We start from the raw sequence: 25016 nt of genomic DNA on the forward strand, positions 1-25016 counted from the left end.
ATAGGAATTTGTTTTGTAGTTACCGTCATTATACTAATAATAGGTGTGCTGACGAGGGAAGAACGGAGGTTTACGGTGCTCGTGCATTATCCCCAAATTAGGTACATCAGAAGTCGAGGGGATAATGATTGTGGCAAAAACACTGTTCATGGTTTGTCTTGGGAATGGGAAGACGAGGGGGGTAGCTATAATCGTAGAAAGTAGAGAGGTGAAATACGGAGATATAAATGACCAATAATTCCATTTTTTATATGAATACCTGAAAATGGCTTGACAATATGACTTAATTAACGGATAACTATAAAATATAGCATGGTTGTCGCTCGAACCGTAGACAAAATGATATTCAAAGAGAGTATTATAAATAAAGTGTTAGGAATAACAGCCCACATACCTAATGATATACTAGAGAAGAGTGAACCTATATAAAAGAATAGACACAATAAAGATTCCATAGTTATTAAGTAGGTGAATGAAACAACTATCAAACGATATAACGAAATTGTTTTTCCTCTGATTTTTCTATCTGTAGGGTGTTTTTGTGTGTTAGACTTTATACGTTCACTTGATAATATAAGCGTAAGTGCAGTAAGGGTAAAGCCCAATAGCACTCCTATAAAATCTATTATGTTTTTTATGAAATCGTACTGCATGGAATCACCAACATACAGATACAAGCTGATACCACCTAACAAGATAGGAAGCCCCCATTCAAATCTCTTCTCTTTCTTTGTTAAGACAGAAAAATAATCAAGAATGACATAAAGGAATTCTAAATACATTATTTAGTAATCGTTTGAAAGGCTGACAAGCTGTGAAAACATGTATGCAGTGTTGTATTCTCCTGTATCCTCATTTTGTTGCGCATCTACATATTCTTTCTTAATGATAAACCCCGTATCTATTATACCCTCATTATTGTTTGGGAGCTTTCCTTTCACTCTAATTCTACGAATCTCAGAATTAGCTCCATTAGCTTTATCTAAAAAGTCGTAGATATGCTGCATAATATTTTTACCACGTTTAGCCTTTAATTCAATAACGACTTCTTCTTTTAATTCTTCAGATGGCTCAGAGTAATTAAGAGCTTCAGACCCTAGTATACGTTTATCAGTGAAAATGGTTGCACAAGAGACGCGATTCATACTGTTTAGAACTTCACGGAAATCATCACGAGGAATCATATCTATACAGAAGTGACCTAATATTTTTCCTTCATCATTGGTAAATTGCCCATTGTAAAGTGCTAACATCCTATTGAGATATTCCGCAAGTCCATGATATGAAAGCATTCCCCCGCCTGTTTCTAAGAATAGGATGGCGTCTCCATCTTTGAACTTAACAAGTGCATGCGTTTTCATTTGCTCGCCCTCATCTATCTTTTTTGGATTTTCACGTTCTTCAACCGTGTTCTTATTGATAAGAGGAGCTCTATAGCTATGTTTTGCATTTTTGAAAAGAAGTTTTAGAAGATTATCATCACCTTCTTGAGTACAAGAATCTAAAAAAACTATTTTATCTCCTCCTATATCTTGTTTGCGTTCTAATCTGGTTCTCTCTTGCAAGTAATTAAGAAGTTGTATTAAGTTGTCTTTAATTGGAAATTCAAAATCTCTTTGTCGTAAAGACAAAAAATAAAAACCAATTTTTCTATTTGCCATGCGCTTAAAATTTTAATTTTACAAAGGTAGTACAATTATTTTGGGGAAGAGACTAAAAGTACAAAATAATTAAATAGTTCATAAGTTTTAAAGAGCCTTTTTTTATTCCGCTTCCAATACAGAGGTCAACTCTTACGATCACCCATTAAGAAATTGCACTTCTATCTTGAATGTTTATAAGTTTCACCAAGAAGTGTAAATAGTATCTTCTATTAAAAAGAAGACTATGAAAAACACTCGGGGAGCGCCCTTGGCAAGGGGCTGAAAGTCTCAATGAGACGAAGGATTTCAGTAGCAATACAAAAAAGAGCAAAGAGAGACCAAAATCTACCCGAGATTAATCAACTTTGTGTTGTGTATGAAATATCATTAATTAACCTTAGCACAAAGATTTCTGTATTGCTGAAAAAGAATATGTCGGTAAAAGACATCGCAGATACGATAAATGTACATTGCAGCACCGTTTACCGCGAGTTGAAGTGCAGCAAAGGGCGACATCATTACCGAGAGCACTATTGCCCAAAAGATGCGGAGCACGCCTGCGATGAGTTCCGCAAGTAAACCGACAACCACACCGACCACCCCAAAGACGATGCTTATAACGCTTGTGAGCAGCAGGTGGAGGGTTGTGCGCAAAGCTCGGTGAATATTGATTGACTTTTCTATTTTTGTTCGAGTTTTAATGTTTAATGCGGATCCAAGAGCTTAAGGGAGTTGAGTTTCACTGCTTATCTGTCTCTCGTTTATCCGACATTTTTTTAATGCGTCTTCCTGTCGCATCGGTCGTTTTCGTTTCAGGTGCCCCCACAAAGGTAGGGATGAGCGAATGCAAGGTTTTTGAGGGAAAATACTACCCGGAGCAAAACGCAGTGGAGCGCAGGCGTGGAGATTTTCTCCAAAACTGAAGGCACTGACCTTGCAGCAGCGTAGCATCCCGGAATTACCTTTGCGCCTGAACGGGGACAACCAACGGATGCGATACGATGAAAACCGCATCCAAATGGAGGTAAACGGCAAAGAGACAGATTCGGATAAAAAAGTAAAAAATCTGATTGCATGCCATACAATCAAATAGTAAAAAGCGTAATGAAGTGGTCGTATAAAAGCCACCTAAGAAGAAAAAGACGGAAGAAGATAAGGTACGAAGTCTGCCTTTCGAGCTTGCTGCGACAGGCAGGCGTGTACTTTTCCTACGGCTTTGGCAGACAAGTCGAAGGTGTCGGAGGTAAACGGGTGAGGGATTTATCATCATCTGAATAGCTCCGACTTCTTCGACGACAAACAATGCGGCTTTTGCAACCGCTTCAGAAAAGAAAAATACCAAAAGAGAAAAGTACTGAAAATTGTCTTGCTGAAATCCGTACCTTAGAAAGTATAGCCGATACACAGAAATGTGGCAGGAAGCAGAATTGCCGAAATCTCTTTCGACAGTCTGCTCCCTGCCTCTTTTCGTCGGCCATACCAAAGGTAGGAATAGGTTATGCCGATAGCGAAGTTTACGAAGCGAGGGCATAACTTGTTTCTGCCGAAGATGAGAAGGATTTCAGCAAGACAATTAAATTATCGAAATGATAATAGAAAAGTCTATCCGACAAGAAAAAACAAATGTTTTCTTTGGTCGTACAGCACATTTTGTTTATCTTTGCATCAATAACAAGAGTTGTTTGAAACGACAGCAAATCAAGGAAGTTCGGGGAATTTGAGTAGTAACCAATTCGTAACCCTTTTCTTGTTTTCTATTTTATATCTACTCATTATCAATGAGTTACAAAGAAACTTAGCTTTTAGCGTGTGAAAGCTAAGCGATGATATTCTGAAAACATAGCTTTTACAAATGGAAGTAGAAACCGTTTGCTGGATATAACACTTATTGAATCGTTTACCATGCTTCTTCGTTACTGAGAAAACATGAGGATTTTTAGTGTAGAAATCTATTAAAGAATGAAATCTCCATGTTTAGGAGGAGAAAGAAATATGCTGTCAGATGACAAGAAAATAGGGCTGAATCAATAAGATTCAGCCCTACTCGTTAATATACTCTATTGAGTTATGCAGGAATATTTACTCTTCCTACGTTGTACATATGCATTACATTTACACAGTACTTGTTGAATTTTCTGCTTTCTACAATTTTTTTTACCATTTTTCTCATTGTCTTTTCACCTTTCTCTTTTATTGTTATCTTGTTGCTATGAAGTGTGAATCGCTCACACTGTGTGTTTATTGAAGTTAAGAAGCGAATACCTTTTGTTATCTTTTTGAATACTCCATTCTTTTACCTCTTTGTGGTTTACGGATGCAAATTTAGTACCTTTGGCGTATTTTGCCAATATGTCACCCTGAAAATGCATGGAAAATGAGAAAATATTTGACGTAAATCAACCTATTTGACCTACATCAAGCATCCGAAATGACATGCGTGGATAGCAATATGGTGGTCATAGAGGCAGAAAAATGGTAGAAAATCTTTATTTACGAATCCATTAAAGCATATACTACCAATCTGATTCCAAGTTGCCTTAGTAATATTACCAGTAGCCAATCCTACCATATTATATCTTATCCACGACATTGTTTCAGAAACTCATCCGCTTTTTATACAGCAGGCCGGCCATCCCAAATTCTCTGATGAAGCAGCATTTGCTAAGTATCCAGTTACAAATCCGGCACCAACCACCAACAAGTCATCAATACCAAACCACTGTTCATCAGCGTCCGTATACTTCAGCGGATTGTTCAGGCAATAACTATAACGGTTGAAGCTCTGGCTGTTGTCTGGCAGCTGCACGTAGTTGTCGGGGCTGAAGAATCTGCCAAGTACAGGGGCATACAAACGGCCGTTACTTTCCCCGCTTCGCGACAGTGACCTTCGGTTCATATTGATGATATCAAACTCATTCAGCATCTCATGACCCGTGTAGCCACGATGCAGCCCGATGGTGTTGAGTATCACCATCTGTCTACCCCATGCGTCATAGGAGGCGTCAAAGACTTTGTTGCCGTCCTCGTCCATAACGGAGAGAATGTTCCCTAAATTGTCCGTGAAGGCAAGATAATTCTTCACTGTGCCATTCTCTCTGATGACGATGGTGTTGCCGTCAAGATAATAGAACTCGCGCGTTCTTCCATTTTCTGTAATCTTTTCGTATTTCCCAGCATAGACTGTAGTCCTGACATCTGTACCATTGTGAGACAATTCCGAATACCATCGCTCCTGATCAGGTCCATAGGCGAAATCCATCCTAAGATTCTTACCTACATCTTCTATCAACTGAATTTTTCCAAAGTCATTAAAAGAAGTAACCAGCGCATCGCTCGATATCTTTCCATCTGCGTTCTCCACCTCTGTCACAGCATGCGGACGGACATTCTTGTCGTAAGAGAAGTTGCCCATTCCTGTCTTGAAGAGAATGTTGCCGTTTGGTATTCTGTTTTTCTATTTACTTTTTTACATTTTAAGATAACGATTCCATCTATTGCCAGATTGTTTAACGAGCAAGAATCTGGTAAAATGTGGTAATTTCTTATCATGCTTGCGGTTACTGGATAGAAATCGTTATGTGTAATGTCATAAATGTCATATCCATATCTTCTCAGTATCTCGTGGAATCGTTTGAATAATGGCTGTTGAAGCCATAGTATTTTAAATTGCTTTTTATCCCAATATTTTTTTGAGATATTAAGATTAGCAACTCCACAAGTCATCAATGATATCTGCATATCCTTTACATTATAATTATTATTGCTTCTTTTAATTTCATCCATGACATGGGTCAGCAGTTCTATCTCCATATTATCATCAACAGGAAATGCTTGCTCACTTTTTACGTGTGAATTTCTTACAAGATATAATGAAATAGCTCCTGTAGGATAGGCAACATACCCTATAACAACCGCAGACTTTTTGTTTTTACTCACAATATAGTATTCATTTTGTACTTTCTCTATAGGCAAGCCATCCATTCCTATCATTTTCGAAATTCTCTTTTCCCCTTTTATATGATAGCCTATTCTATCTTCTTTGCCTACATGCATACAAGATGTTAACAATACAAGAATTGCAAATAAAATAAAGTGTGAAATATTTCTCATAAAATTAATATAACATAATAATATCATATTTTTTGCACTCTGACATTTGTATTTATTCTCTCTACAGTCTCTCTCTTTTTTATTGTGTAATTAAAACCACGTCTCTGTTGTCTGTTCCCTATTTGATAGTTTATCTTTTATACAATTACTGTTCTGCCCTATCATATCAGAGTATACAGATAAGGCTTCCAAAGAGTAAATATAGAATAAACCTTTTGCTACAAAAACCAAATAAAAAAAGATAAAATTCATAACCGAGTTACATTGTATGATATTACTTTACATATTTTGTATTTCCCTTTCACTAAACTAATTACCAAATTAATTGATACCAATTCTTTGATAACTTTATGATTAATATCACTATCTAAAATTTGATATTCAACAACATATTGACGATTTGCTATTCTTCTCACCTTAAAAGTTTTTTTAATGATATTAATATCGTCAGAACTTACTAAAGCAATAAACTCTTCCCATCCTCTTCCATTCTCTTTTATTTCTGCTAAATATGCACTATAAAAAGATTCTGTACAGTATTCATGTACTAAAGAGTCTTGCATAGCATACATCCTATTATCATCCTTTTCGTGATAAGTTGCATTATAACGCAGATAGAATTCTTTTAGTTTTGCCTTTAATGGAGCATTTTGTGCTGAAATATTATAGCACATAAAGATATTCAATGTAAAAACCATTAATAAACACTTTCGTCTCATAATATCACCATCGAAATATTTTAAAATTAGCATCTCGTTTGTATTGTGGATTTGGCCAATCTGTTTTTCAATATAGTCCGACACCCACTTTGCCCCATTATACATATCAATATGTCCATGAACGCTTCCTCCTGGGTAATTTTGAAATACTCTTATATCGCCCATCATGGGAAAATAGTCTAATTTAGACTGTTCAAGAAATCCCCATTTTTTCAAATATGCCCCATTACATCCATAGATATATCTGAGGGCAATGTATAAACCGGAGGGGAATCATAGGTTACGTTTCCTGTAGATGAGAGTTTGCTTCTGTAAACATACACTATCTTTTATCGTTTACGCGTATGTATGTGGTTGTCCCTTCTTCATTCTCCATAAAGAGCGTATCTTGAACTACTTTATATTTACTCTTTTGAATTATTCCACTAAAATACCAGGCAATTGTATCTTTATTTACAGAATATTTGATAGGGGAAGTTTCTTCTTCATCTATAAAATAGATGGAGTCACTCGTTATTTTTAACCATGTAACACCCTCTAAACTCCAATAACCATACAATGATTTGTTGGGTATGCTATTATGTCTTGTCATATTTGCTAAACAGCCTGTTAATATAACAAAGAAACCTAAAACGATTATATTCCTTTTCATGACTTTTAATGGACTATTGAATCATAAGAATACAAAAAATAAAACATTATACTATACGACAAATCGTTCCGTTCTCCAATAGAACACTAATACCATTTATCTTGAAATTCTTATTTACCATTTTAATTTCATAATATAGTACCACATCATATTTTTTCTGCTTCCCATTTATATCTGGCATAAAAACTTGATAGCTCACACGATAGATGTTAAAAGAATATTTACTTACATTTATCGTTTTGAGAGAATGTTTATCAAAACCATAATCCGATGTTATTAGGTCATGGTCTAATCCATTTTGTTTCAGTTCATTTACTAATTTCCCAAATAAACGCTTGGTGCAAGTTTTTTGATACAAGTCTATCAACTGCTTATTTATGCTATCTGGGGAGGTTTTGCTCTCCCAAATTCGGGTATTACATGTCAGCACTTTCTTAAAGAAAAATTCAGCGTTTGAATCTTGAGCTTGTATCGGAAGTAACGATACATAAAAAAAGCATACGATCAAGTATATTTTCATCTTATTCATAATAAAAGTTTTACCATCGAAAAATATTAAATGGGGTGTGGTATATTCTATAACCTCTTCCAGGATAATCACCTTGTTCTATAAAATCAGATACCCATTTTATTCCGTTATACATATCTATATGCCCATGGGGACTTCCACTAGGGTAGTTTTGGAATACTCTTATATCACCCTTTATAGGCGTATAATCTATCGTGGGGATTTCCGTAAACCCCCATTTCCTTAAATAACTTCCATAATCTTTAGCAGAAAGAGGGTGTGGATTAGTCTTAATTCCGCCTGCTTCTAATGATAGGCGTACAGCCTTTGCACATTTTCCACATTTACCTTTAATATAAGTGGCAAAAGCATGTGCATTGAGATACGCTACAGCAGCACCAATGTTAAACCCTTTTCTTGGAAATAGTAACTTACCAATAACAACAACTTCGTCTAATTCAATTGTTCGCTCAGAAAGTGGTATATATTGTGATGGATCATCATCATGCATAGCATGATTAAGCAGACCAATAGATAGCCCTTGCATCGCCCCTTGCAGGAAATCACCACCAGTTGCCCATGCAACAACACCGCCCATAGCTGTGGTTGAAGCAATCATAAGTCCCGAGTTCATATTTACGCTTTGGGCATAAGACCCGATGCCAGAGGCTGCGGCACCAGAAACGAAGGCACTGACAACGTTTCCGCCACCCAATGCTGAGACGACTCCGCTTGCCAATCCATGTGCACCGGCACGTAACAACTCATGCCCAACATTTCCAGCATTTCCGAATGCGGTTCCAATGCCATAGCTTGCAGCAGAAGACAAAAGACTTAGTGTTCCCGCTTTCCAGACACTCTGCCCATTGAACGAGGCCTGCATCATGCAGCTTGCCATGTTGAATACAGCGAAAGCAATAATGGCATCATCTATCCCAAAGAGGTTGCCACTCGGATCCGTATATTTCAGCGGATTGTTCAGGCAATAGCTGTAGCGGTTGAAGCTCTGGCTGTAGTCCGGCAACTGCACATAGTTGTCGGGGCTGAAGAAGCGGCCGAGCACGGGATCGTACAGACGGCCGTTGCTGTCCCCGCTTCGCGACAGTGACCTTCGGTTCATATTGATGATATCAAACTCATTCAGCATCTCATGACCCGTGTAGCCACGATGCAGCCCGATGTCGTTGCGCGTCACCGTCTGTCTGCCCCACACATCGTAGGAGACATTGAAAACTTTCGCTCCATTCTCATCCATAATGGAAGAATTGTAACAAGTTGTTTTTTACTGAAATCGGACATAGGACTCGGCAGGTACACCCTAATGTGATTAGCATGTGTAGGGACTTGAAAGTGCTCGTTCCTACACATCATCCATCATTCACATACTAACATGTGGGTGATACCCTCAATTACACCTAATACTAAGGCATAAACTACCAGCCACAATTCCCACAGAAAGCAAGTTTTCGTCTATTCTTGTTATGATCTTCCACTATAAGGATGCCCTTCACATTGTAAGACTCACTATAGCCTTTACTCTGTGTACTGTTAATCGTCACTTTTAAAGTGAATTTTTTATTCTTATACCAAAATACATCTTTCTTATTGGCCACAAGAGTAAACTCTTCAAGATGACGATTAACCATCATGTAGGCTGTGGTCGCAAGATTGTTCACCATTATGTAGCCTTTATTTCGCACTTTGCTTGGATACTTATAAAAAACACAACAACCACCATCTATCTCTGATGGTATAGAGTCGAAACTTCCTATTTTAATACCGACGTTTGATTTTCTCTCTGCAAAAGAGGCGAGAGAATATAGTATTGAAAGACAAATAATAAAAGATAACTTTAAAGTATTCATTTCTATCTGTTTTATAATTTCACTTTGGCATGGATATATGAACATGATCATAATGTCCACCTCTAATTTTTCGAGCCCATGGAGCGGGAATAACTTTTCCCTTCTCCACCTTATTTATTATAAATGGACCATAATTTTCCAAATATCCAGGAGTGTCTCTAATTAAGTTCTGCAAATATCTTGCATATTCATTTTGGGGTGAAACATGCTGACCATTTATATAGTTTATGTCTATAGCCCTAGATCCATTCGCTGTGCTATGTGCTGATCTTGTTGCATTTGAGGGGTGATTAGACGTACTAGATATGTTCACGGAATGAATACCATTAAGAGAAGCCGTTTGCAAAACACTATTGAGATAAATACTTAGACTCAAAGCTATTGGGTGATCGGCACCTCTGTCAAATGTTACACAAACATACTCACTTCTAAAAGGAACAAGACGATTTGGAACACGCCCAGTAACCACGATTTCATTCAACTCAACTGTACCATCAGGGAGCACTTTGTATGGTTTATCGTCGTCCCCATCATGCATCGCATGGTTCAAAAGCCCAATCTGCATCCCCTGCATCGCTCCTTGCAGGAAATCACCTCCTGTGGCCCAGGCTACCACGCTGCCCATGACAGTTGTGGATGCAACCATAAGCCCCGAGTTCATATTTACACTTTGGGCATACGACCCGATACCTGAAGCCGCGGCACCGGAAACAAAAGCACTGGCAAAGTTTCCCCCGTCCAAGGCAGAGACCACTCCGCTCGCCAGTCCATGGGCTCCTGCACGCAACAGCTCATTGCCGAATGTCGCAGCCGCACCTTTGAACAGTTCTCCAATGCCATAACTTGCCGCAGACGACAACAGACTCAACGCACCGGCCTTCCATACACTCTTACCTTCAAAGGAGGCCTGCATCATGCTGCTGGCCATGTTGAATACAGCGAAAGCAATAATGGCATCATCTATCCCAAAGAGGTTGCCACTCGGATCCGTATATTTCAGCGGATTGTTCAGGCAATAGCTGTAGCGGTTGAAGCTCTGGCTGTAGTCCGGCAGCTGCACATAGTTGTCGGGGCTGAAGAAACGGCCGAGCACCGGATCGTACAGACGGCCGTTGCTTTCCCTACTTCGCAACAGTGACCTTCGGTTCATATTGATGATATCAAACTCATTCAGCATCTCATGACCCGTGTAGCCACGATGCAGCCCGATGTCGTTGCGCGTCACCGTCTGTCTGCCCCATGCGTCATAGGAGGCGTCAAAGACTTTGTTGCCGTCCTCGTCCATAACGGAGAGGATGTTCCCTAAATAGTCCGTGAAGGCAAGATAGTTCTTCACTGTGCCGTTCTCTCTGATGACAATATCGGAATAGATAAGTTCTATATATTTCATTTCTTGTATTCTTCCTATATCGCAATCTCATCCTCACTTTCTTATAGCTGGAGACATCCATTTTTTTTTCAACTTTTCGTTGCAGAAAGTTAAATTCATGCTTGGTGCATCATTGACAATGTAACAATCAATGGTCATCCCTTTTTCCAACATTCTGTATTCTTCAGGGAAATAACGACGGGCTATTTCTTTTTGCAGTACTTTTTCTGTGGTCAAAATACCAAAATGAGTCTTACCTGAACTGACAAGAATATATTTATCCTTTACTTTTGCGAGAGATATGGGATATTCTTGCAACCAAGCTGTTCCTAAGTCGTATGATATGCTAAATTGAGTTACAGAGTCGTTGACTGTTATCTCGTATAAAGACAGTATATATTTTTTATCCTTAAATCGATGCCTTACGATGGAATCGTATTCAAGTATAGCATTTTGTAACTCTTTACTATTTATCTCAACACTTGGTAGCAATTGATTATCTCTACAATTATCGCATGACGCAAGGATAGGGAGTATTGCAAATAAGTAAATGTATATATTATGTCTCATAATTATCAAAATGAATAATTTTTTTGAGGAAATGCCAAACCGTTCCCTGATGTTGTCCAAACTCTGTATATACCAGCTTGTAGCATCCTGATTTAGGTTGACAGTTTTTGTTGTTAATACTGTGTATGTTTACATTTATTTTTGTTTGTCCTAATAAGGTTGACAAGTTCTGTTGTTGTTCCTAATTAAGGTTGACAGTTCTTGTGGGTAAATCCGATAGAGGTTGATAGTTTTTGCTGTGACAAAAGTACGGCTTTTAGCTCTTTTTTCCAAATGAAGGCCTTGTTTTTACCCCTAAAATAGAACGTTTTTCCAGAAGTTGTCTCTTTTGATACAGAAAAATAAACAGAAGACCAAAATAAAAACTATATTTTCAAATATTGCTGTCCAGTAAACCTTTTCCGTATATAAGTAAGAGTTAGGGACTGAAATTCAAACGAGGTTTTTTCTGCCATCTTCCATGGACGATGGCAGTTTTTTGATTATTTTCTGCCATCTGCCGTGGACGATGACAGTTTTACTCATTGCCAATCGATTTTCATCTCGTGCATGGAAATCCGCAGAACGATGAACTCATCATCATGACTGAAAAGGCAAATGCACCACCAAAAGAACTTGATTTATTTCATTAGGGAGGCTTGGTTTTTCAAAAAAAGAATGCGGAATTACCTATATAAAGGCAATTCCGCAAGGATTTTTATGCGAATTAAGGGGTACCGGACAGCAATATTTCTTTTTCAATTATTGGGAAAAGAAAGATGGGAAGACGGCGTGGTATCGCCATCTTCCCATCTCTCGTAAAAGAGGGATTATAAATCGAGCTTTATTGTAGCACCGGCCATCAGCCAGAAGCCCGGCTGAACAACATGTCCCAAGTCGTAATACCGGTGGGCGGTGATGTTGTCGGCCTTCACATAAAGGGTGTATTTGGCATCATTCCACATGAGCTTTCCATCAAGTTTGGCATACGGATGATAGCCATTCATGCGCTGTTGCCACCGAAGACTCCAATTCGCGCTGAGGTGTCGCCAGATGCGATGGGAAACTTCGGCCGTCAGTTTATGGCGGAGATATTCCAAGGCATAGAGCGAGGCGTAGATGGGTGTTTGCGTCTCGTGTTTTTGGTAGATGTAGGCATAACTCAATCTGGCCTGCGTGAGGAAGAACTCGGGACGGTTGAGTATCTCGGGAAAGCGGAAAATGAAGTCGGCAGATGCTCCCATGTTGTCGAGCTTTCCGATGTTAATGGCCTGATATTTGGTTGAAGCGGCAGTGGGCTTCACCCAGTCGATGAGATTGGAACCATTGCTGTAGAATGCGCTAGCGATGGCCTCAATACCATGGTGGCCGTATTGTGCTCCGAGTTTATAGGTGGTGTTCTTCTCGGGCTTCAGCGTGATGTCTCCTTGCTGCACGGGGTTGTTGGTATATAAATCCGTGTAGGTGGGCACGCGCAAGGCTTTGTTCCATGAGGCATAAATCTTCCAGCTAACGGCAGGACGATAGGAAATGTCCACGCCCGGGTAGAGTCTGAAGTCGCCGTCGAGAGCCGTATTGCGATTGGCGAGCAATCCGGCAGAGATAGTAACCTGTTTCAAGAGGATGTCGTGCTCAAGAAAAAGGCTCGTATTGGTTCGTTTGCCACGCCGTGTGTACATGCGTTCCGTCCCGTGAATATGTCTTTGTCGGTTCGTTGCGAGCAAATCGCCATAGGCTGTGCTCAAAATTCTCTCTTTCCGCACGTCGGCTCCAATGGCCGTCTTGCCCGGCAGCCAATCCACGTAAGCGTTGACGGAGGCACCGTAGACGTCGGTCTGATGGTAATTTTCACCAGACGATGCACCCACTGCCCCCCGGATAAGTTGATAGTGGTCGTAGTCTCTATGTCCGTAAATCATCGGAGTAACGACAATGCCGGCGGGCAGGTTATGAATCGTCGCGCCGAGCGAACCCATGTATCGTCGCGTTTCTTCATATTGGTTCTTGTACTTAGCTGAATAAAACGTGTTGGCACCATAGTCTTGAGACGTGATGCCGGCCTGCCAGTTGAGGTTGATATACGGAGAAAAGAAGTCGCCCTGATAAAAAGCACGACGTTTCTTGAAATCGCTTTTATCGGTTCCACCGTCGGTCTGCATGTATCCGCCGCTCAACTTGTTGTGAAATTGTTTGGAGGAAAGCGTAAGCCCGAAGTCTCCGCCCGCGCTGCCATAACTTCCGCCCTCGAAAGAAGCTTGCACACTACTGCGACTTTCGCTCCGTGTAACGATGTTGATGGCACCACTGAAAGCCGAACTACCGAATACGCGAGCAGACGCACCTTCTAATACTTCGATGCGTTCGATGTCGTGAAGAGATACTGGAAAATCTGCGGCATTGTGCCCTGTTTGCGGGCTGCTTATGTTCATTCCATTCAATAAAATGGTAATCTGATCAAAAGTTCCGCCGTTGATACTGATGTCCGTTTGTACACCAAAGCCACCGCGCTGTCGGACATCAACGCCGGTAGCTAATTTCAATAGGTCGTTTACACTCTCTGCATTGGCACGCTGAATATCTTCGCGCGTGATGACAGAGACAATTTTTGCTGCCTGAATAGAGGTCAGCGGCGCTCTGGAACCGGTTACTTGTACCTCGTCCAAACGTACTTCTCTTTTGTTTGTCTGCTGAATGGAGTCTCCGATGTAACGCTCTGTGCTCATCCCGCTTGCCTTGGCGTAGGATAGCGTGGCTACACTGAGCGTACCAATGAGAACTTCTTTCCCCAAACAGGCGAACAGCGCATAACCTTTATGGCTGAAACGCTTAAACAAAAGTACGTCGCGCTTGTTTGTTTTTCTCTTGTACATAAATGAAATTATTTAACTTATGTCCTGCAATATCGCAAAACAGGTGCGAAGTTAATCAATATTTCTTAACAAGAAAAGAAAAACAGATGGAAAATAGCGAATCGTTAGCGAATGCGACAACGTTTATAGAGTTCTTGCAAAGAGCCTCGCGGTGTTCCTGATTTCACCAAGGCATCAAGGTCGCTTTTTGCATCGGTCAACTTACCTAATTTCAGTTTTATTTTTGCCCGAGCCAACATGTAATCCTTATTCTGTGGGTCTCTGACGAGAGCTTCGCCATAATCGGACTCGGCCAAATCAAGCATTCCACGTTCTGTTTCCATATCGGCACGTGCTGCGTAGATCTCTGCTCTTTCGGGAAACTGTTGTATGAGATGATTAATTTGGTCGTAGGCTTCGGTGTAATGCTTATCTTTCTGATTGAGCAATGTCAATGCTAAACGGGCTTCATAGTTGCCCGGAACAAGACGCAAGAGATTATGGTAGTCGAGACGGGCAAAGTTATAACGTCCCTGCTTAGTGTTTACATAGGCACGATAAAACAATGCGGAAATATTGTCGGGATGTCTTTGCAAGATGTAATCATACTCTTCTTTGGCATAATTCCATTGTTCTAACTCAATGTTGAGCGCAGCTTTTCTTAGTCGTAAATCGACAGAATCCGGATAAGCGCTCAGTTCAGAACTTACGGCAGATAGCTGTTCGCGGAGTTCCTTTCTATCTTGTGCTGATAAAGAGAGGGGCATCCACAATAGAAACAGCGGAAGAATATCCCAAAGGAGACTTTCCCATAAAGTATATGAGGCAGGCCGAGAAAGTGGTTTCATCTTTACTTAAGCTATGAAAACAATACGAGAAAACAGGTTAGAATCCCACAGTATCAGGAGGCGGAACGGGAGGAAGTCCCATGGGGTCGGTGCCATTCATCTTCGACCCGATAATCTCTCCGCCGGCTGTTGGCGGAATATACGCCTCTTCGGGGTTGGCAAATCGTGTGTATTCTCCCCTGAAGTTAAGTAGCACGTCGCCCGTTGCGCCTTTACGATGCTTAGCGATGATAATCTGTGCCATGCCTCTTAAATCGTTTCCTTTCTCGTCTTGTAGAATATGATAGTATTCCGGCCGATGCACGAAAAGCACCATGTCGGCATCTTGCTCGATGGCACCGGATTCACGAAGGTCGCTCAACTGCGGGCGTTTCCCCTCCAATCCCTCGCGCTGTTCTACCGTTCTGTTCAACTGCGAGAGAGCAATGATAGGAATATTCAACTCTTTAGCCAGCCCTTTCAACGAGCGACTGATGGTGGACACTTCTTCTTGCCGGCTCCCGAACCTCATGCCATTGGCATTCATCAGCTGCAAGTAGTCTATCATTATGATTTTGATGTCTTTTTCGCGTGCAAGTCTTCGTGCTTTCGTTCTCAACTCGAAGATGGACAATCCGGGGGTATCGTCTACATAGAGCGGCGTTCCCGTAAGTTTCCTTACGTTTTTGTCGATTCGTTCCCAGTCGTCAGGAGCGAGCTGTCCGCTAAGAAGTTTGCTTCCCGATACTTCGCAAATATTGGAAATGAGCCGGTTTACGAGTTGCACATTGTTCATTTCTAAAGAGAAAAACGCCGTGGGTAGTCCGAAATCTACAACAATATTTTTGGCCAATGACAATGCAAACGAGGTTTTTCCCATGGCCGGACGTCCTGCGATGATAATGAGGTCGCTGGGTTGCCAACCGGCTGTAATTTCGTCGAGTTTAGTGAATCCCGTCGGCACACCGGTGAGCCCGCCTTCATTTCCGGCTGCTTTGTTCAGCAAGTCCATCGCCTGTTTGATAACTGGGTCTACCTGCGTATAGTCCTGCTTCATGTTTTTTTGCGAAAGCTCAAAGAGCAGTCCCTCGGCTTCCTGCATCAGACTGTCTACGTCGATGCTTTCATCAAAGGCTTTGGTCTCAATGTTTCCCGCATAAGAAATCAGTTGTCGGGCAGTGTATTTCTGGGCGATAATGTGGGCATGATACTCTGCATGTGCCGAGGAGGCCACACCATTGGCCAGCTCCATCACGTAGATTGTACCGCCCACACTTTCGAGCGTACCGTTGCGTTTCAGTTCCTCGATGATAGTCTGAATGTCTACCGGCTTTTCATTCATGTTCAATGACTGAATGGCCTCATAGATTTTTTGGTTGCGAGGTTCATAAAACGTCTCGGGATGGAGTATTTCGCTGACTACAGAGAAAACATCGCTGTCTATCATCAATGCGCCAAGTACGAGCTTCTCTATTTCTATGGCCTGAGGCGGCATGTGTCCATAGGTGTTATCTATGGGTGAAATCGGTTTCGGACGACGTGTGGTAGTATTCTTTTCGGGCATGTCTCAATGTATTGTAGGCTTGCAAAAGTACAAAAAAAATATTGCTGTCCGGTAAAAAGTGATGGAAACTTCTATAAACCTTTATCGGCAATATAGGCATAGATTGATTTTCTGCGTGTTTTTTATCGAAAAGTAACAAAATAAAATTCCTTGTTATAAAACCATATAGAAATCTAACGGCGGGAGTCCCGCCGCTGCAAAATCAAGTGGAAATCTAACGGCGGGAGCCCCGCTGCAGGTAAAATGGCAAAGAAAGTATCGGCGGGAGCCCCGCTGAAGGTAAAATGTTAAAGAAAGTATCGGCGGGAGCCCCGCTGAACCGTAAGGGTTAAAAAATGTGTCGGCGGGAGCCCCGCTGAAGATAAAATGTTAAGAAAAGTGTCGGCGGGAGCCCCGCCGCTGTAAAAATTGCTTAAGATGGGGAAGATTGCGCCTTCGCCTTGCGTCTGTGAAGCCATTCTCTAACGACGAAGAAAGCAATTACGATGAAAGCGATACCGAGAATCACGTACTTGATGTAGCCGTTGTATTTTTCCATCGCTGCCTCGAGCTCGTTCATCGGTACAATGGAATGCAGATACCAACCCAACGTGGCGAGTATCAGGTTCCATAGACCTGCGCCGATGGTAGTGTAGAGCAAGAACTTCCAAAAAATCATTTTGGAAAGGCCGGCGGGAATGGATATGATTTGCCGGATGCCGGGCAGAAGGCGGCCGGTAAGCGTGGCTACTACGCCATGGTCGTAGAAATACTTCTCGGCCTGCTCCACTTTCTGTTGGTCGAGCAGACAGAGGTGCCCGAGGCGGCTGTTGGCGAAGCGATAGATGATGGGGCGTCCCAGATAATAAGCTGCCACATAGTTTGCCGTAGAGCCGAGCACCGCACCCAATGTGGCAAAAAACACGACGAGGGAGAAATCCAACTTGCCGGATGCGGCATAATAGGCCGCCGGTGGTACGATGACTTCCGAGGGAACGGGGATGACGGTGCCCTCGATGAACATAATGAGAAAAACGGTGCCATAATTCATGTGCTCCGTGATGAAACTAAACCAGTCCATGTGTGATTGTATTCGTGTAAGTAAATGTTGATTGATGCATGTGTACCCAAGACAGAGAGCCTTAGAGGACGTATTTATAATAATCGGCGGGGTCGGCGTCGTCGGGAAAATCTCGTCCCAAAACGGTGCGCGCTTCAAGCGGATTGAGACGACCTGCCTTCTTCAGATAAGCGATGTATTCGTCGTGTCGTCCCAACTTTCGGGCACAGAGCGCCATGTAAGAGTAACCGTTCGCCCAGTTTTCATCAACCTTGTCAAACATCTTCTGCAAGACGGTATAGGATTGTTCCGTATATCCGTTGTCGTAGAAAGCAACGGCAATGCTGAGCAAGACGCTCGGATGGTCGTTGGAAATGGCTGCGGCTTGCTGAAAATTCTCGCGTGCTTCTTCCGTTCTGCCGTTTTCGAGCAATGCATATCCGCGCAACACGAGCATGTCTTTGCGGTCGCCGTAGTTGTCGATGGTACTATCGATAAACGACAACGCTTCTTCTAACAGCCCGTGCGCACTAAGCTGGAGAATCAACTCTTGGTCAATCATCTCTGTGCGTTCCACATTGCCGGCAGTTTTTCCTTCCGCCTGCCGGAGACACTTCTTAGCCTCTTCCACATTGTCTTTTCGCAACCATATAACGGCTTGGAAAAGATAGCCGACCTCCTCTTGCGGGCGAATCTCAGAGAAATGCTGATAGAGCTTCAACGCTTCGTCGTTGTTACCCAACGCGAACAAGGCGTTGCCCCGATTCAACAAGGCCTCTTCTTCGTCGGGATTGATGGCGAGGGCATACTCGCTGCTGGAAATACATCCCGCCAAATCATTGTGTAAGAACTGTGCATTGGCCAGCTGATTCCAATAAGAAGAGGAGAAGGGGTCTTTGTCTATCAATCCATTGAAGATACGCTCGGCCTCTTCATACTGTCCCTTGCCAACGAATACTTTTGCCAACAGCTCTTGGTATTCCGTTGTGCTTTTGTCCGGCAACATATGGAGCCAATCGTAGGCAATGTCGTAATAATCATAGTCGCAGAAAAGAATGGTTACGTCTACGATGAAAGCTTCTCGGTCTTCTCCTTCGGTCTCTTCTTCATATTTCCCACGCAGGTATTCATCGGCCTCTTTGTCTCGGTCTTCGTACATCATGATTTCGGCTACCAGATAGAAATACTCCCAGTCGCTTTTATCGGCAATTCTATCCACATACGCTTGCGCCTTGGCCGGATTGTCTTCCTTGTTCAACGCTAATCGCGCTTTGTAAGCAAGGGGTGAAACAGCATCGGGGAAGAGCGCGAGTGCCTGCTCCGTTACTTCCATCGCTTCCTCAAACCGGCTTTGCATGTGGTAGTATTGGGCAATATCCATGAAATCGTCTGGCTCCATATATACGGAACCGTCGGTCTGCTTCGCTTCTTCGTAGTTCTGAAGATGCTGCTTGAACTCATCGCTGTCAAAATAATTATCCGAATACATGCAAAAAAGGAAAGGGAAAGGCGAGGAAAGAAACACGAGACCATGACTTTTCGAGCGTCTGCCACTCGGCTTCTATCCTGCCTTGAAGTACTATTTATTCAACTTAGCCCATGTATCTTTCAAGCCTACCGTCTTGTTGAATACCGGATGCTCTTTAGTAGTGTCGGGGTCGGCCATGAAATATCCGATACGTTGGAATTGCAGATATTCTCCCGGGCGTTTGTCGGCAGCATAGTCTTCGATGTAGCAATCCGTCACTGTTTTCAAGGAGTTGGGGTTCAACAGTTCGCGGAAATCGCGTTCGTTGGCCGCAGGATTCTCTACATTGAACAAGCGGTCATAGATTCTCACCTCTGCTTTCTTGCAATGGTCGGCACTTACCCAATGGAGTGTAGCTTTCACTTTACGGTTAGAACCGGCCATACCGCTCTTGCTTTCGGGGTCGTATTCGGCGTAAATCTCCACAATACGACCACTGTCATCTTTCCTGCATCCGGTGCATTTCACGATGTAGGCATTCTTCAGTCGTACTTCTCTGTCGGGTGCCAAACGGAAGAACTTCTTCGGAGCATCTTCCATAAAGTCATCTCTCTCTATCCAAAGATGCTTAGAGAAAGTGATACGGTGTGTGCCGTCGGCCTCGTTTTCAGGATTATTCACGGCCTCCATTTCCTCCATCTGTCCATCGGGATAGTTGGTAATAATGAGCTTCACTGGGTCGAGTACTGCCGACACACGACATGCTTTCTTATTCAAGTCGTCGCGCACAGCTGCTTCCAGCAGTGCCATATCGTTGAGTGCATCAAACTTTGTATAACCTATGGAGTCGATAAACATGCGGATACTTTTTGGCGAATACCCCCGCCTGCGCATTCCGCACAGGGTTGGCATGCGCGGGTCGTCCCATCCTCTCACCAACTTCTCTGTGACAAGCGTATGCAATTTGCGCTTGCTCATCACGGTGTAGGTCAGATTGAGCCGGTTGAACTCTATCTGGCGAGGACGGTAATCGGTGGCCTTTCCCTTCTCACCATCGTATTCCAACAAGAAATCAACGAACTTGTCGTATAATGGACGATGGGGCACAAACTCCAACGTACAGATTGAGTGGGTCACGCCCTCAAAGTAATCGCTTTGCCCATGGGCGAAGTCGTACATGGGATAAGCGTTCCATTGTGTTCCTGTGCGGTGATGTGGAATATGGATAATACGATACATGATCGGGTCGCGAAAATGCATGTTCGGGCTTGCCATATCGAGTTTGGCACGCAATACCATGGAACCCTCCACGGCCTCCGGCGTATTCATTGCCTCAAACAGGGCGAGATTCTCCTCTACCGGACGGTCTCTGAAAGGAGACGGTATGCCTGCTGTGGTCGGCGTACCTTTCTGTTCGGCTATCTGCTCCGATGTCTGTTCATCGATATAAGCATATCCTTTTTTTATCATCCATACTGCAAAGTCCCACAACTGTTTGAAATAATCGGAAGCGTAGTAGATATTTTCCCATTTGAATCCCAACCAACGAATATCATGAAGTATGTTTTCCACATATTCGTCATTTTCCTTGCTGGGGTTGGTATCATCGAAACGGAGGTTGCAAATGCCGTGATAATGTTCGGCCACGCCAAAGTCCATACAGATGGCCTTTGCATGTCCGATATGCAGATAGCCATTAGGCTCGGGCGGGAAACGTGTCTGTATGCGTCCGCCATTCTTACCGTCGGCCAAGTCTTGCTCAACCATTTGCTCTACGAAGCTAAGGCTTTTCTTCTCTTCCGCGAAATTGTTTTTATCATTCTTCATTACCATGAGCTATATCTTAATGTATTAACAGTCCGTGCAAAGGTAGATAAAAAACCGAAGAAAACAACAGAACCTATAGAAAAATATCATGTTGGGAGCTTGCCATTTTTAAAGATCCAACCAGCCCCTTTGCACAGCATCCAACCTCTGATTTGCTCGGACAACCACTGCTCGTTGACCATCAGTGCGATGATTTCCTTTTGCATCTCGATACTGAATTTGCGTTTACCATTTTTCTAAAGTAAAGAGTCAACCTGAGACTATCTTCGCTTACGACAAACAATGTGATTTTTTATTTTTTGTCATTTGAGGAAGTTCCGCAAGCACTAAAATTTTTATTTTGGGTCTTGCTGTCCAACTGCGAACATTAAAAATTTTATTTTGGCTTTTGCAGTTCAACTGCAAGCATTAAAACTTTTATTTTGGTTTTTGCAGTTCAACTGCAAACATTAAAATTTTTATTTTGGTTCGTTGGGGCTTTCAGCCCCTTGCCGATGGCGTTCCCCGAGTGTTTCTCATAGTCCGCTTTTAATAGCAGAGACTATTTGCACTTCGTAGTGGAACTTATGATCATGCCTTTTATTTATTTACACTTTACTTTTTCTTTTAGTTGTCAATAATTTTCCATATATTTGCAGACGAATATAAATGGATAAAACAATCAATTCAATCAATATGAAAAACAAAAAACAAGCCTTTCAAACTCAGTTTCGACGGTCGGCAGGCTATCTTTTTATTGCATTTGGCTTAGCAATCATGGCTTCATGTGCAGGTAGTAATGGCATTGACCCATCTCCGGATCCCATTCCGCCTTCACCACCTGCGCCAAGAACGGTGCTGTTGAAAAGTTCGGATGCAGAAGTGGAACGACTTTGTTGGAAAGCTGGAAGCAAGGTGTCTGTTAGCGACGAAGACCTGCGCATTTATTTCGGAGAGCGTATCAGCAGAGTTGTTCCTACTCGTATCAGTTATTCCGACGACTCTCTCTTCATCGAAAAAGGACTCTTTACAAAGGAATCATACAAATATAAATGGGAGTCTGCGAAATTAATGCTCTACCGCGATACCGACCAATCATGGCAAGAAGCCGGCGAAAAAGCTACTGATGGCACGATAACGCTTTACATCACCCTCAACAGAGCCGAGTTACATATTCAAGCCACACAGACTACAAGTTTGCAAAATATATATGGTCGCAACACTGCATCATTGATCTTCTCAGACCCCTCGACAGCCTATTTGCTTGTAAGGCTCGTCTTAAAAGCCACTTATTTACCCAAATCATAAGAAAAAACTCTATGAACAGCAAGCTATTCTTTTTGAGTCTGTTCCTTCTCGGAGCAGCCTATGCCCCAGCACAGACGAGCCGCGGCTTTCTGAAAGCAACACAATTCATACCCAAAGATACCACGCAACTCTTTTTGGGCAGTGTACTAACTCCCGAATCGCTCAACGATGCTCCTTACAGCTTTGACGCATCGCCGTATAGTTCTATCACCATTAGGTTTACTTCACTAAATGCCGAACCCATCTCCATTTTGCCTACACGTGCAAGAATGATGGAAGCTATTCGCCAAACGCTCGCTAAGAGCAAACATGAACCTGGCCTTTTGCATGTGTCGAGTCGGGTTTCCCCTGTACCGGATTACAGCATCTTACGCATGGTTTATGGGCAGTTGTTTGGCGAAAATGAAGCTCTTGCACGGATTGCCAACAGAAAAAAAACGCACAAAACACTCTGCATGGTAAGTCTCAGTTTAGCACTCTATGATGCAACGATAGACATTCCCGTGCCACCGGCAGGCAGTTCATCAGACAAACGGCTCTATATCAACTCTATGACATTCGGCAAACAGGTCATCGCCTTTGTGGAATCGGATGCCGATAGCGAGACACTGACAGCCGCCATTAAGAATGCGCTCAATACTACTAATGATAAGGATAAAGACAAGGAAAAGCCTCTCGATCCGTCGAGCAGCCATATTCTGTCGAATGCTGATATACAGATAATCCTCATCGGCGAGCCTCAAACGCTTGTTAGCCATGCCGACAACCCTTTGAAGAAACTTGTTGAATATATGAAAGACAAGGTGGTGCCGGCTGATTATGAACGTGTTATCAAGTTCTCTGCTGCCTATATCTCCGATAACACCATTTATCAGAATGAATATTGATAGGGATTCCCGTCCAGAATCTCATGACCGATTAAGGCAAAAATAGCCCGCCATCAGTAAAAAACTATGGCGGGCTATTGTTGTTGCTGCTCTGTTGCAGTCCGAAAATCAGTATTCGTCTTCGTTGAAGAGGAAATCCTCTTTCGTTGGATAATCAGGCCAAATATCTTCTATGCTGTCATAAACGTCGCCTTCATCCTCTATTTCTTGCAAATTCTCTAACACTTCGAGCGGTGCTCCCGACCTAATGGCATAGTCAATGAGTTCTTCTTTCGTTGCCGGCCACGGTGCATCTTCGAGTTTTGAGGCAAGTTCCAATGTCCAATACATATGCTAATTATTTTTACACAATTCTAATTGTGCGCAAAGATAATGTATTTTTTTATTTATCATTATTCTTCCAAAGTTTTTCTCTTGCGCCTTCTACAAAGTTCAGCTTGCGTGCAAGGACGAAGAGGTAATCGGACAATCGGTTGATGTACTCGAGGATTTCGGGCGATACCTTGGTATCTTCGCCCACGGCGAGTATTCTTCTCTCTGCTCTACGGCAAACTGTGCGGCAGATATGTGCCATGGCTGCGGCCATGCAACCACCCGGCAAGATGAATCCCGATAAGGGAGGAATGTTTAAAAGTGCCTCGTCGATGGCCTCTTCCAATGCTTCTGTCTCAGTGGGGTCTATCATGCAAAACTCCCGCAGCTCGGTTTTTGTTTGGTCGGTGGCCAGATAGCTGCCTATCACAAACAGGTTGTGTTGAATGCGGACGATAAACTTGCGCTCATCGCCTTCTTTCATGTAATCAATGAGGAGTCCTAAATTAGCACTCAATTCGTCGATGGTTCCATAGGCTTCGATACGCGGATTGGTTTTCTTTACTCTTACACCGCCTACCAAACTGGTAGTTCCCTTATCACCGGTTCTGGTGTATACCTTGCTAATTTTCATAGTTTGAAAGTTTTTAAAAGTTCACGATATAGTTATGTTGGTAACGTTTTTTGTTGAAAAATACGAGCCCGCAATAGTAAAGGTCGAAAGTTACGACCGTTTGACAGTGGGCTTTGATAGTTTTCCAGAGTGCTTTTGTGCACTTGTTGCGATGGATTTCCTCGAAGACAAACAAAGACCTGTCATGGGCTTTATCAAGCAACGAGAGGCACTCAACTGCGTTTCCATCAGTCAGCTTTATGCGCATGAAGTCGATGTGTTCGGTCTGTCGTAATGCCTCCTGTGTTTTTTCTGCGGTTACGGTCTTTGTTCGTCGGCATCCCGCCTCCACATATCGGCGGTAGGCATCTGTCTCTGGGGCAATGTCGATGAATGTTTCCGGTTGCAGATAGTTGGCGATTCGAAAGTACAATCGGCAGCGTTTACGTCGCAACGGGTCTGTATCTTGCAGTTTATCGTCAAGGTCTGCATAGGCGTAATAGGGGTAATGCTCGTTGATGACGTAACGAATAAATTCGTAGTCGGAGGGCGACTGTACGCCGAATCCCCTGCAACGATGCCAGCGCATGAGCCATACGGCAATCCGTTTCAACCTGTACATTCCTCGCGAAGCTTTCATATTGTACTTGCGAAGATACGAAAAAAATACAAAAACAGCATGTCTCTGCGAAAAAAACTTACCATTTGTTTCATTCATTCCTATGCTGTTTGCATTGGGGATTTTACTTATAGTCGCGCCCAATCCATAAGTTCCACTAAGAAAAAGACTAAACTTCTCAACACCAAAACAAGGATTTATGGGTTTCAGTTTGCTTGCGTAAGCCTCCTGAAGAGGGAGAGCGGAGAGGAAAGGAATGAGAATGCGGGTGGCAAGTGGGAGAAACACGGATGGAACGGATGTGCAATA

General features: G+C 42.6%; 23 protein-coding genes. 3 read left to right on the top strand and 20 right to left on the bottom strand.

The features are described 5' to 3' along the window. Positions 1–287: 287 nt before the first annotated feature. Both HMPREF0658_RS01355 and HMPREF0658_RS01360 read right to left on the bottom strand, forming a co-directional pair. Complete coding sequence (locus HMPREF0658_RS01355; RefSeq protein ID WP_006948003.1) at positions 288–782, bottom strand: hypothetical protein; 495 nt, start codon at positions 780–782, stop codon at positions 288–290. Positions 783–785: 3 nt separating this feature from the next. Further along, positions 786–1661, bottom strand: a complete 876-nt coding sequence (locus HMPREF0658_RS01360) for a hypothetical protein (RefSeq protein WP_006948004.1) — start codon at positions 1659–1661, stop codon at positions 786–788. 273 nt (positions 1662–1934) lie between these two features. On the opposite strand from HMPREF0658_RS01360, the gene HMPREF0658_RS12000 reads away from it, so the two are divergent. Continuing rightward, positions 1935–2222 (top strand): helix-turn-helix domain-containing protein, encoded by a 288-nt coding sequence (locus HMPREF0658_RS12000; protein WP_081439493.1) that lies wholly within the window; start codon positions 1935–1937, stop codon positions 2220–2222. A gap of 2023 nt (positions 2223–4245) precedes the next feature. On the opposite strand, the gene HMPREF0658_RS01375 is transcribed toward HMPREF0658_RS12000, so the two are convergent. From HMPREF0658_RS01375 to HMPREF0658_RS01450, 15 genes are all read right to left on the bottom strand, one after another. Then, the gene (locus HMPREF0658_RS01375; RefSeq protein WP_006948016.1) at positions 4246–5055 is read right to left on the bottom strand and encodes an RHS repeat domain-containing protein; all 810 of its coding nucleotides are present in this window, start codon (positions 5053–5055) and stop codon (positions 4246–4248) included. After that, positions 5010–5780, bottom strand: coding sequence for a hypothetical protein (locus HMPREF0658_RS01380; RefSeq protein ID WP_139047692.1), 771 nt, complete (start codon positions 5778–5780; stop codon positions 5010–5012). Before HMPREF0658_RS01380 ends, HMPREF0658_RS01375 begins: the two co-directional genes overlap by 46 nt. A gap of 221 nt (positions 5781–6001) precedes the next feature. Next, positions 6002–6688, bottom strand: a complete 687-nt coding sequence (locus HMPREF0658_RS01385) for a hypothetical protein (protein ID WP_006948022.1) — start codon at positions 6686–6688, stop codon at positions 6002–6004. A 106-nt stretch (positions 6689–6794) separates the two neighbouring features. After that, entirely contained in the window at positions 6795–7124 is a 330-nt protein-coding gene (locus HMPREF0658_RS01395; protein ID WP_006948024.1) for a hypothetical protein, read from the bottom strand. A gap of 46 nt (positions 7125–7170) precedes the next feature. Beyond that, the gene (locus tag HMPREF0658_RS01400; RefSeq protein WP_006948025.1) at positions 7171–7653 is read right to left on the bottom strand and encodes a hypothetical protein; all 483 of its coding nucleotides are present in this window, start codon (positions 7651–7653) and stop codon (positions 7171–7173) included. Between the two features lie 10 nt (positions 7654–7663). Then, entirely contained in the window at positions 7664–8887 is a 1224-nt protein-coding gene (locus HMPREF0658_RS11770) for an RHS repeat-associated core domain-containing protein (RefSeq protein WP_006948027.1), read from the bottom strand. A 178-nt stretch (positions 8888–9065) separates the two neighbouring features. Then, entirely contained in the window at positions 9066–9497 is a 432-nt protein-coding gene (locus tag HMPREF0658_RS01410; protein WP_024991031.1) for a hypothetical protein, read from the bottom strand. A gap of 19 nt (positions 9498–9516) precedes the next feature. Continuing rightward, positions 9517–10887 (bottom strand): RHS repeat-associated core domain-containing protein, encoded by a 1371-nt coding sequence (locus tag HMPREF0658_RS11775; protein ID WP_006948031.1) that lies wholly within the window; start codon positions 10885–10887, stop codon positions 9517–9519. A gap of 33 nt (positions 10888–10920) precedes the next feature. Then, positions 10921–11436, bottom strand: a complete 516-nt coding sequence (locus HMPREF0658_RS01420) for a hypothetical protein (RefSeq protein WP_006948032.1) — start codon at positions 11434–11436, stop codon at positions 10921–10923. A gap of 809 nt (positions 11437–12245) precedes the next feature. Then, a complete protein-coding gene (locus HMPREF0658_RS01425) occupies positions 12246–14285 on the bottom strand; it encodes a TonB-dependent receptor plug domain-containing protein (RefSeq protein WP_006948038.1) in 2040 nt (679 codons plus the stop codon). A gap of 104 nt (positions 14286–14389) precedes the next feature. Beyond that, positions 14390–15112, bottom strand: coding sequence for a tetratricopeptide repeat protein (locus HMPREF0658_RS01430; protein WP_006948041.1), 723 nt, complete (start codon positions 15110–15112; stop codon positions 14390–14392). A gap of 37 nt (positions 15113–15149) precedes the next feature. Continuing rightward, the gene (gene dnaB / locus HMPREF0658_RS01435; RefSeq protein ID WP_006948043.1) at positions 15150–16655 is read right to left on the bottom strand and encodes a replicative DNA helicase; all 1506 of its coding nucleotides are present in this window, start codon (positions 16653–16655) and stop codon (positions 15150–15152) included. A gap of 412 nt (positions 16656–17067) precedes the next feature. Further along, positions 17068–17715, bottom strand: coding sequence for a DedA family protein (locus HMPREF0658_RS01440; RefSeq protein ID WP_006948045.1), 648 nt, complete (start codon positions 17713–17715; stop codon positions 17068–17070). 61 nt (positions 17716–17776) lie between these two features. After that, positions 17777–19183, bottom strand: a complete 1407-nt coding sequence (locus HMPREF0658_RS01445) for a tetratricopeptide repeat protein (protein ID WP_006948047.1) — start codon at positions 19181–19183, stop codon at positions 17777–17779. A 90-nt stretch (positions 19184–19273) separates the two neighbouring features. Next, positions 19274–20995, bottom strand: coding sequence for a glutamine--tRNA ligase/YqeY domain fusion protein (locus HMPREF0658_RS01450; protein WP_006948049.1), 1722 nt, complete (start codon positions 20993–20995; stop codon positions 19274–19276). A 669-nt stretch (positions 20996–21664) separates the two neighbouring features. On the opposite strand from HMPREF0658_RS01450, the gene HMPREF0658_RS01455 reads away from it, so the two are divergent. Both HMPREF0658_RS01455 and HMPREF0658_RS01460 read left to right on the top strand, forming a co-directional pair. Then, complete coding sequence (locus tag HMPREF0658_RS01455) at positions 21665–22276, top strand: hypothetical protein (RefSeq protein ID WP_139047693.1); 612 nt, start codon at positions 21665–21667, stop codon at positions 22274–22276. Between the two features lie 11 nt (positions 22277–22287). Continuing rightward, entirely contained in the window at positions 22288–23163 is an 876-nt protein-coding gene (locus tag HMPREF0658_RS01460; protein WP_006948053.1) for a hypothetical protein, read from the top strand. 108 nt (positions 23164–23271) lie between these two features. Here HMPREF0658_RS01460 and HMPREF0658_RS01465 read toward each other — a convergent pair whose 3' ends face one another. The 3 genes from HMPREF0658_RS01465 to HMPREF0658_RS01475 are packed head-to-tail and all read right to left on the bottom strand — an operon-like array spanning position 23272 to position 24728. After that, positions 23272–23493, bottom strand: a complete 222-nt coding sequence (locus tag HMPREF0658_RS01465; RefSeq protein ID WP_004369470.1) for a DUF2795 domain-containing protein — start codon at positions 23491–23493, stop codon at positions 23272–23274. A gap of 52 nt (positions 23494–23545) precedes the next feature. Continuing rightward, a complete protein-coding gene (locus tag HMPREF0658_RS01470) occupies positions 23546–24109 on the bottom strand; it encodes a cob(I)yrinic acid a,c-diamide adenosyltransferase (protein ID WP_006948054.1) in 564 nt (187 codons plus the stop codon). A gap of 13 nt (positions 24110–24122) precedes the next feature. Then, positions 24123–24728, bottom strand: a complete 606-nt coding sequence (locus tag HMPREF0658_RS01475; protein ID WP_050748676.1) for a hypothetical protein — start codon at positions 24726–24728, stop codon at positions 24123–24125. Between the last annotated feature and the right edge of the window lie 288 nt (positions 24729–25016).

The sequence above is a fragment of the Hoylesella marshii DSM 16973 = JCM 13450 genome, from assembly GCF_000146675.1.
GTDB lineage: Bacteria > Bacteroidota > Bacteroidia > Bacteroidales > Bacteroidaceae > Prevotella > Prevotella marshii.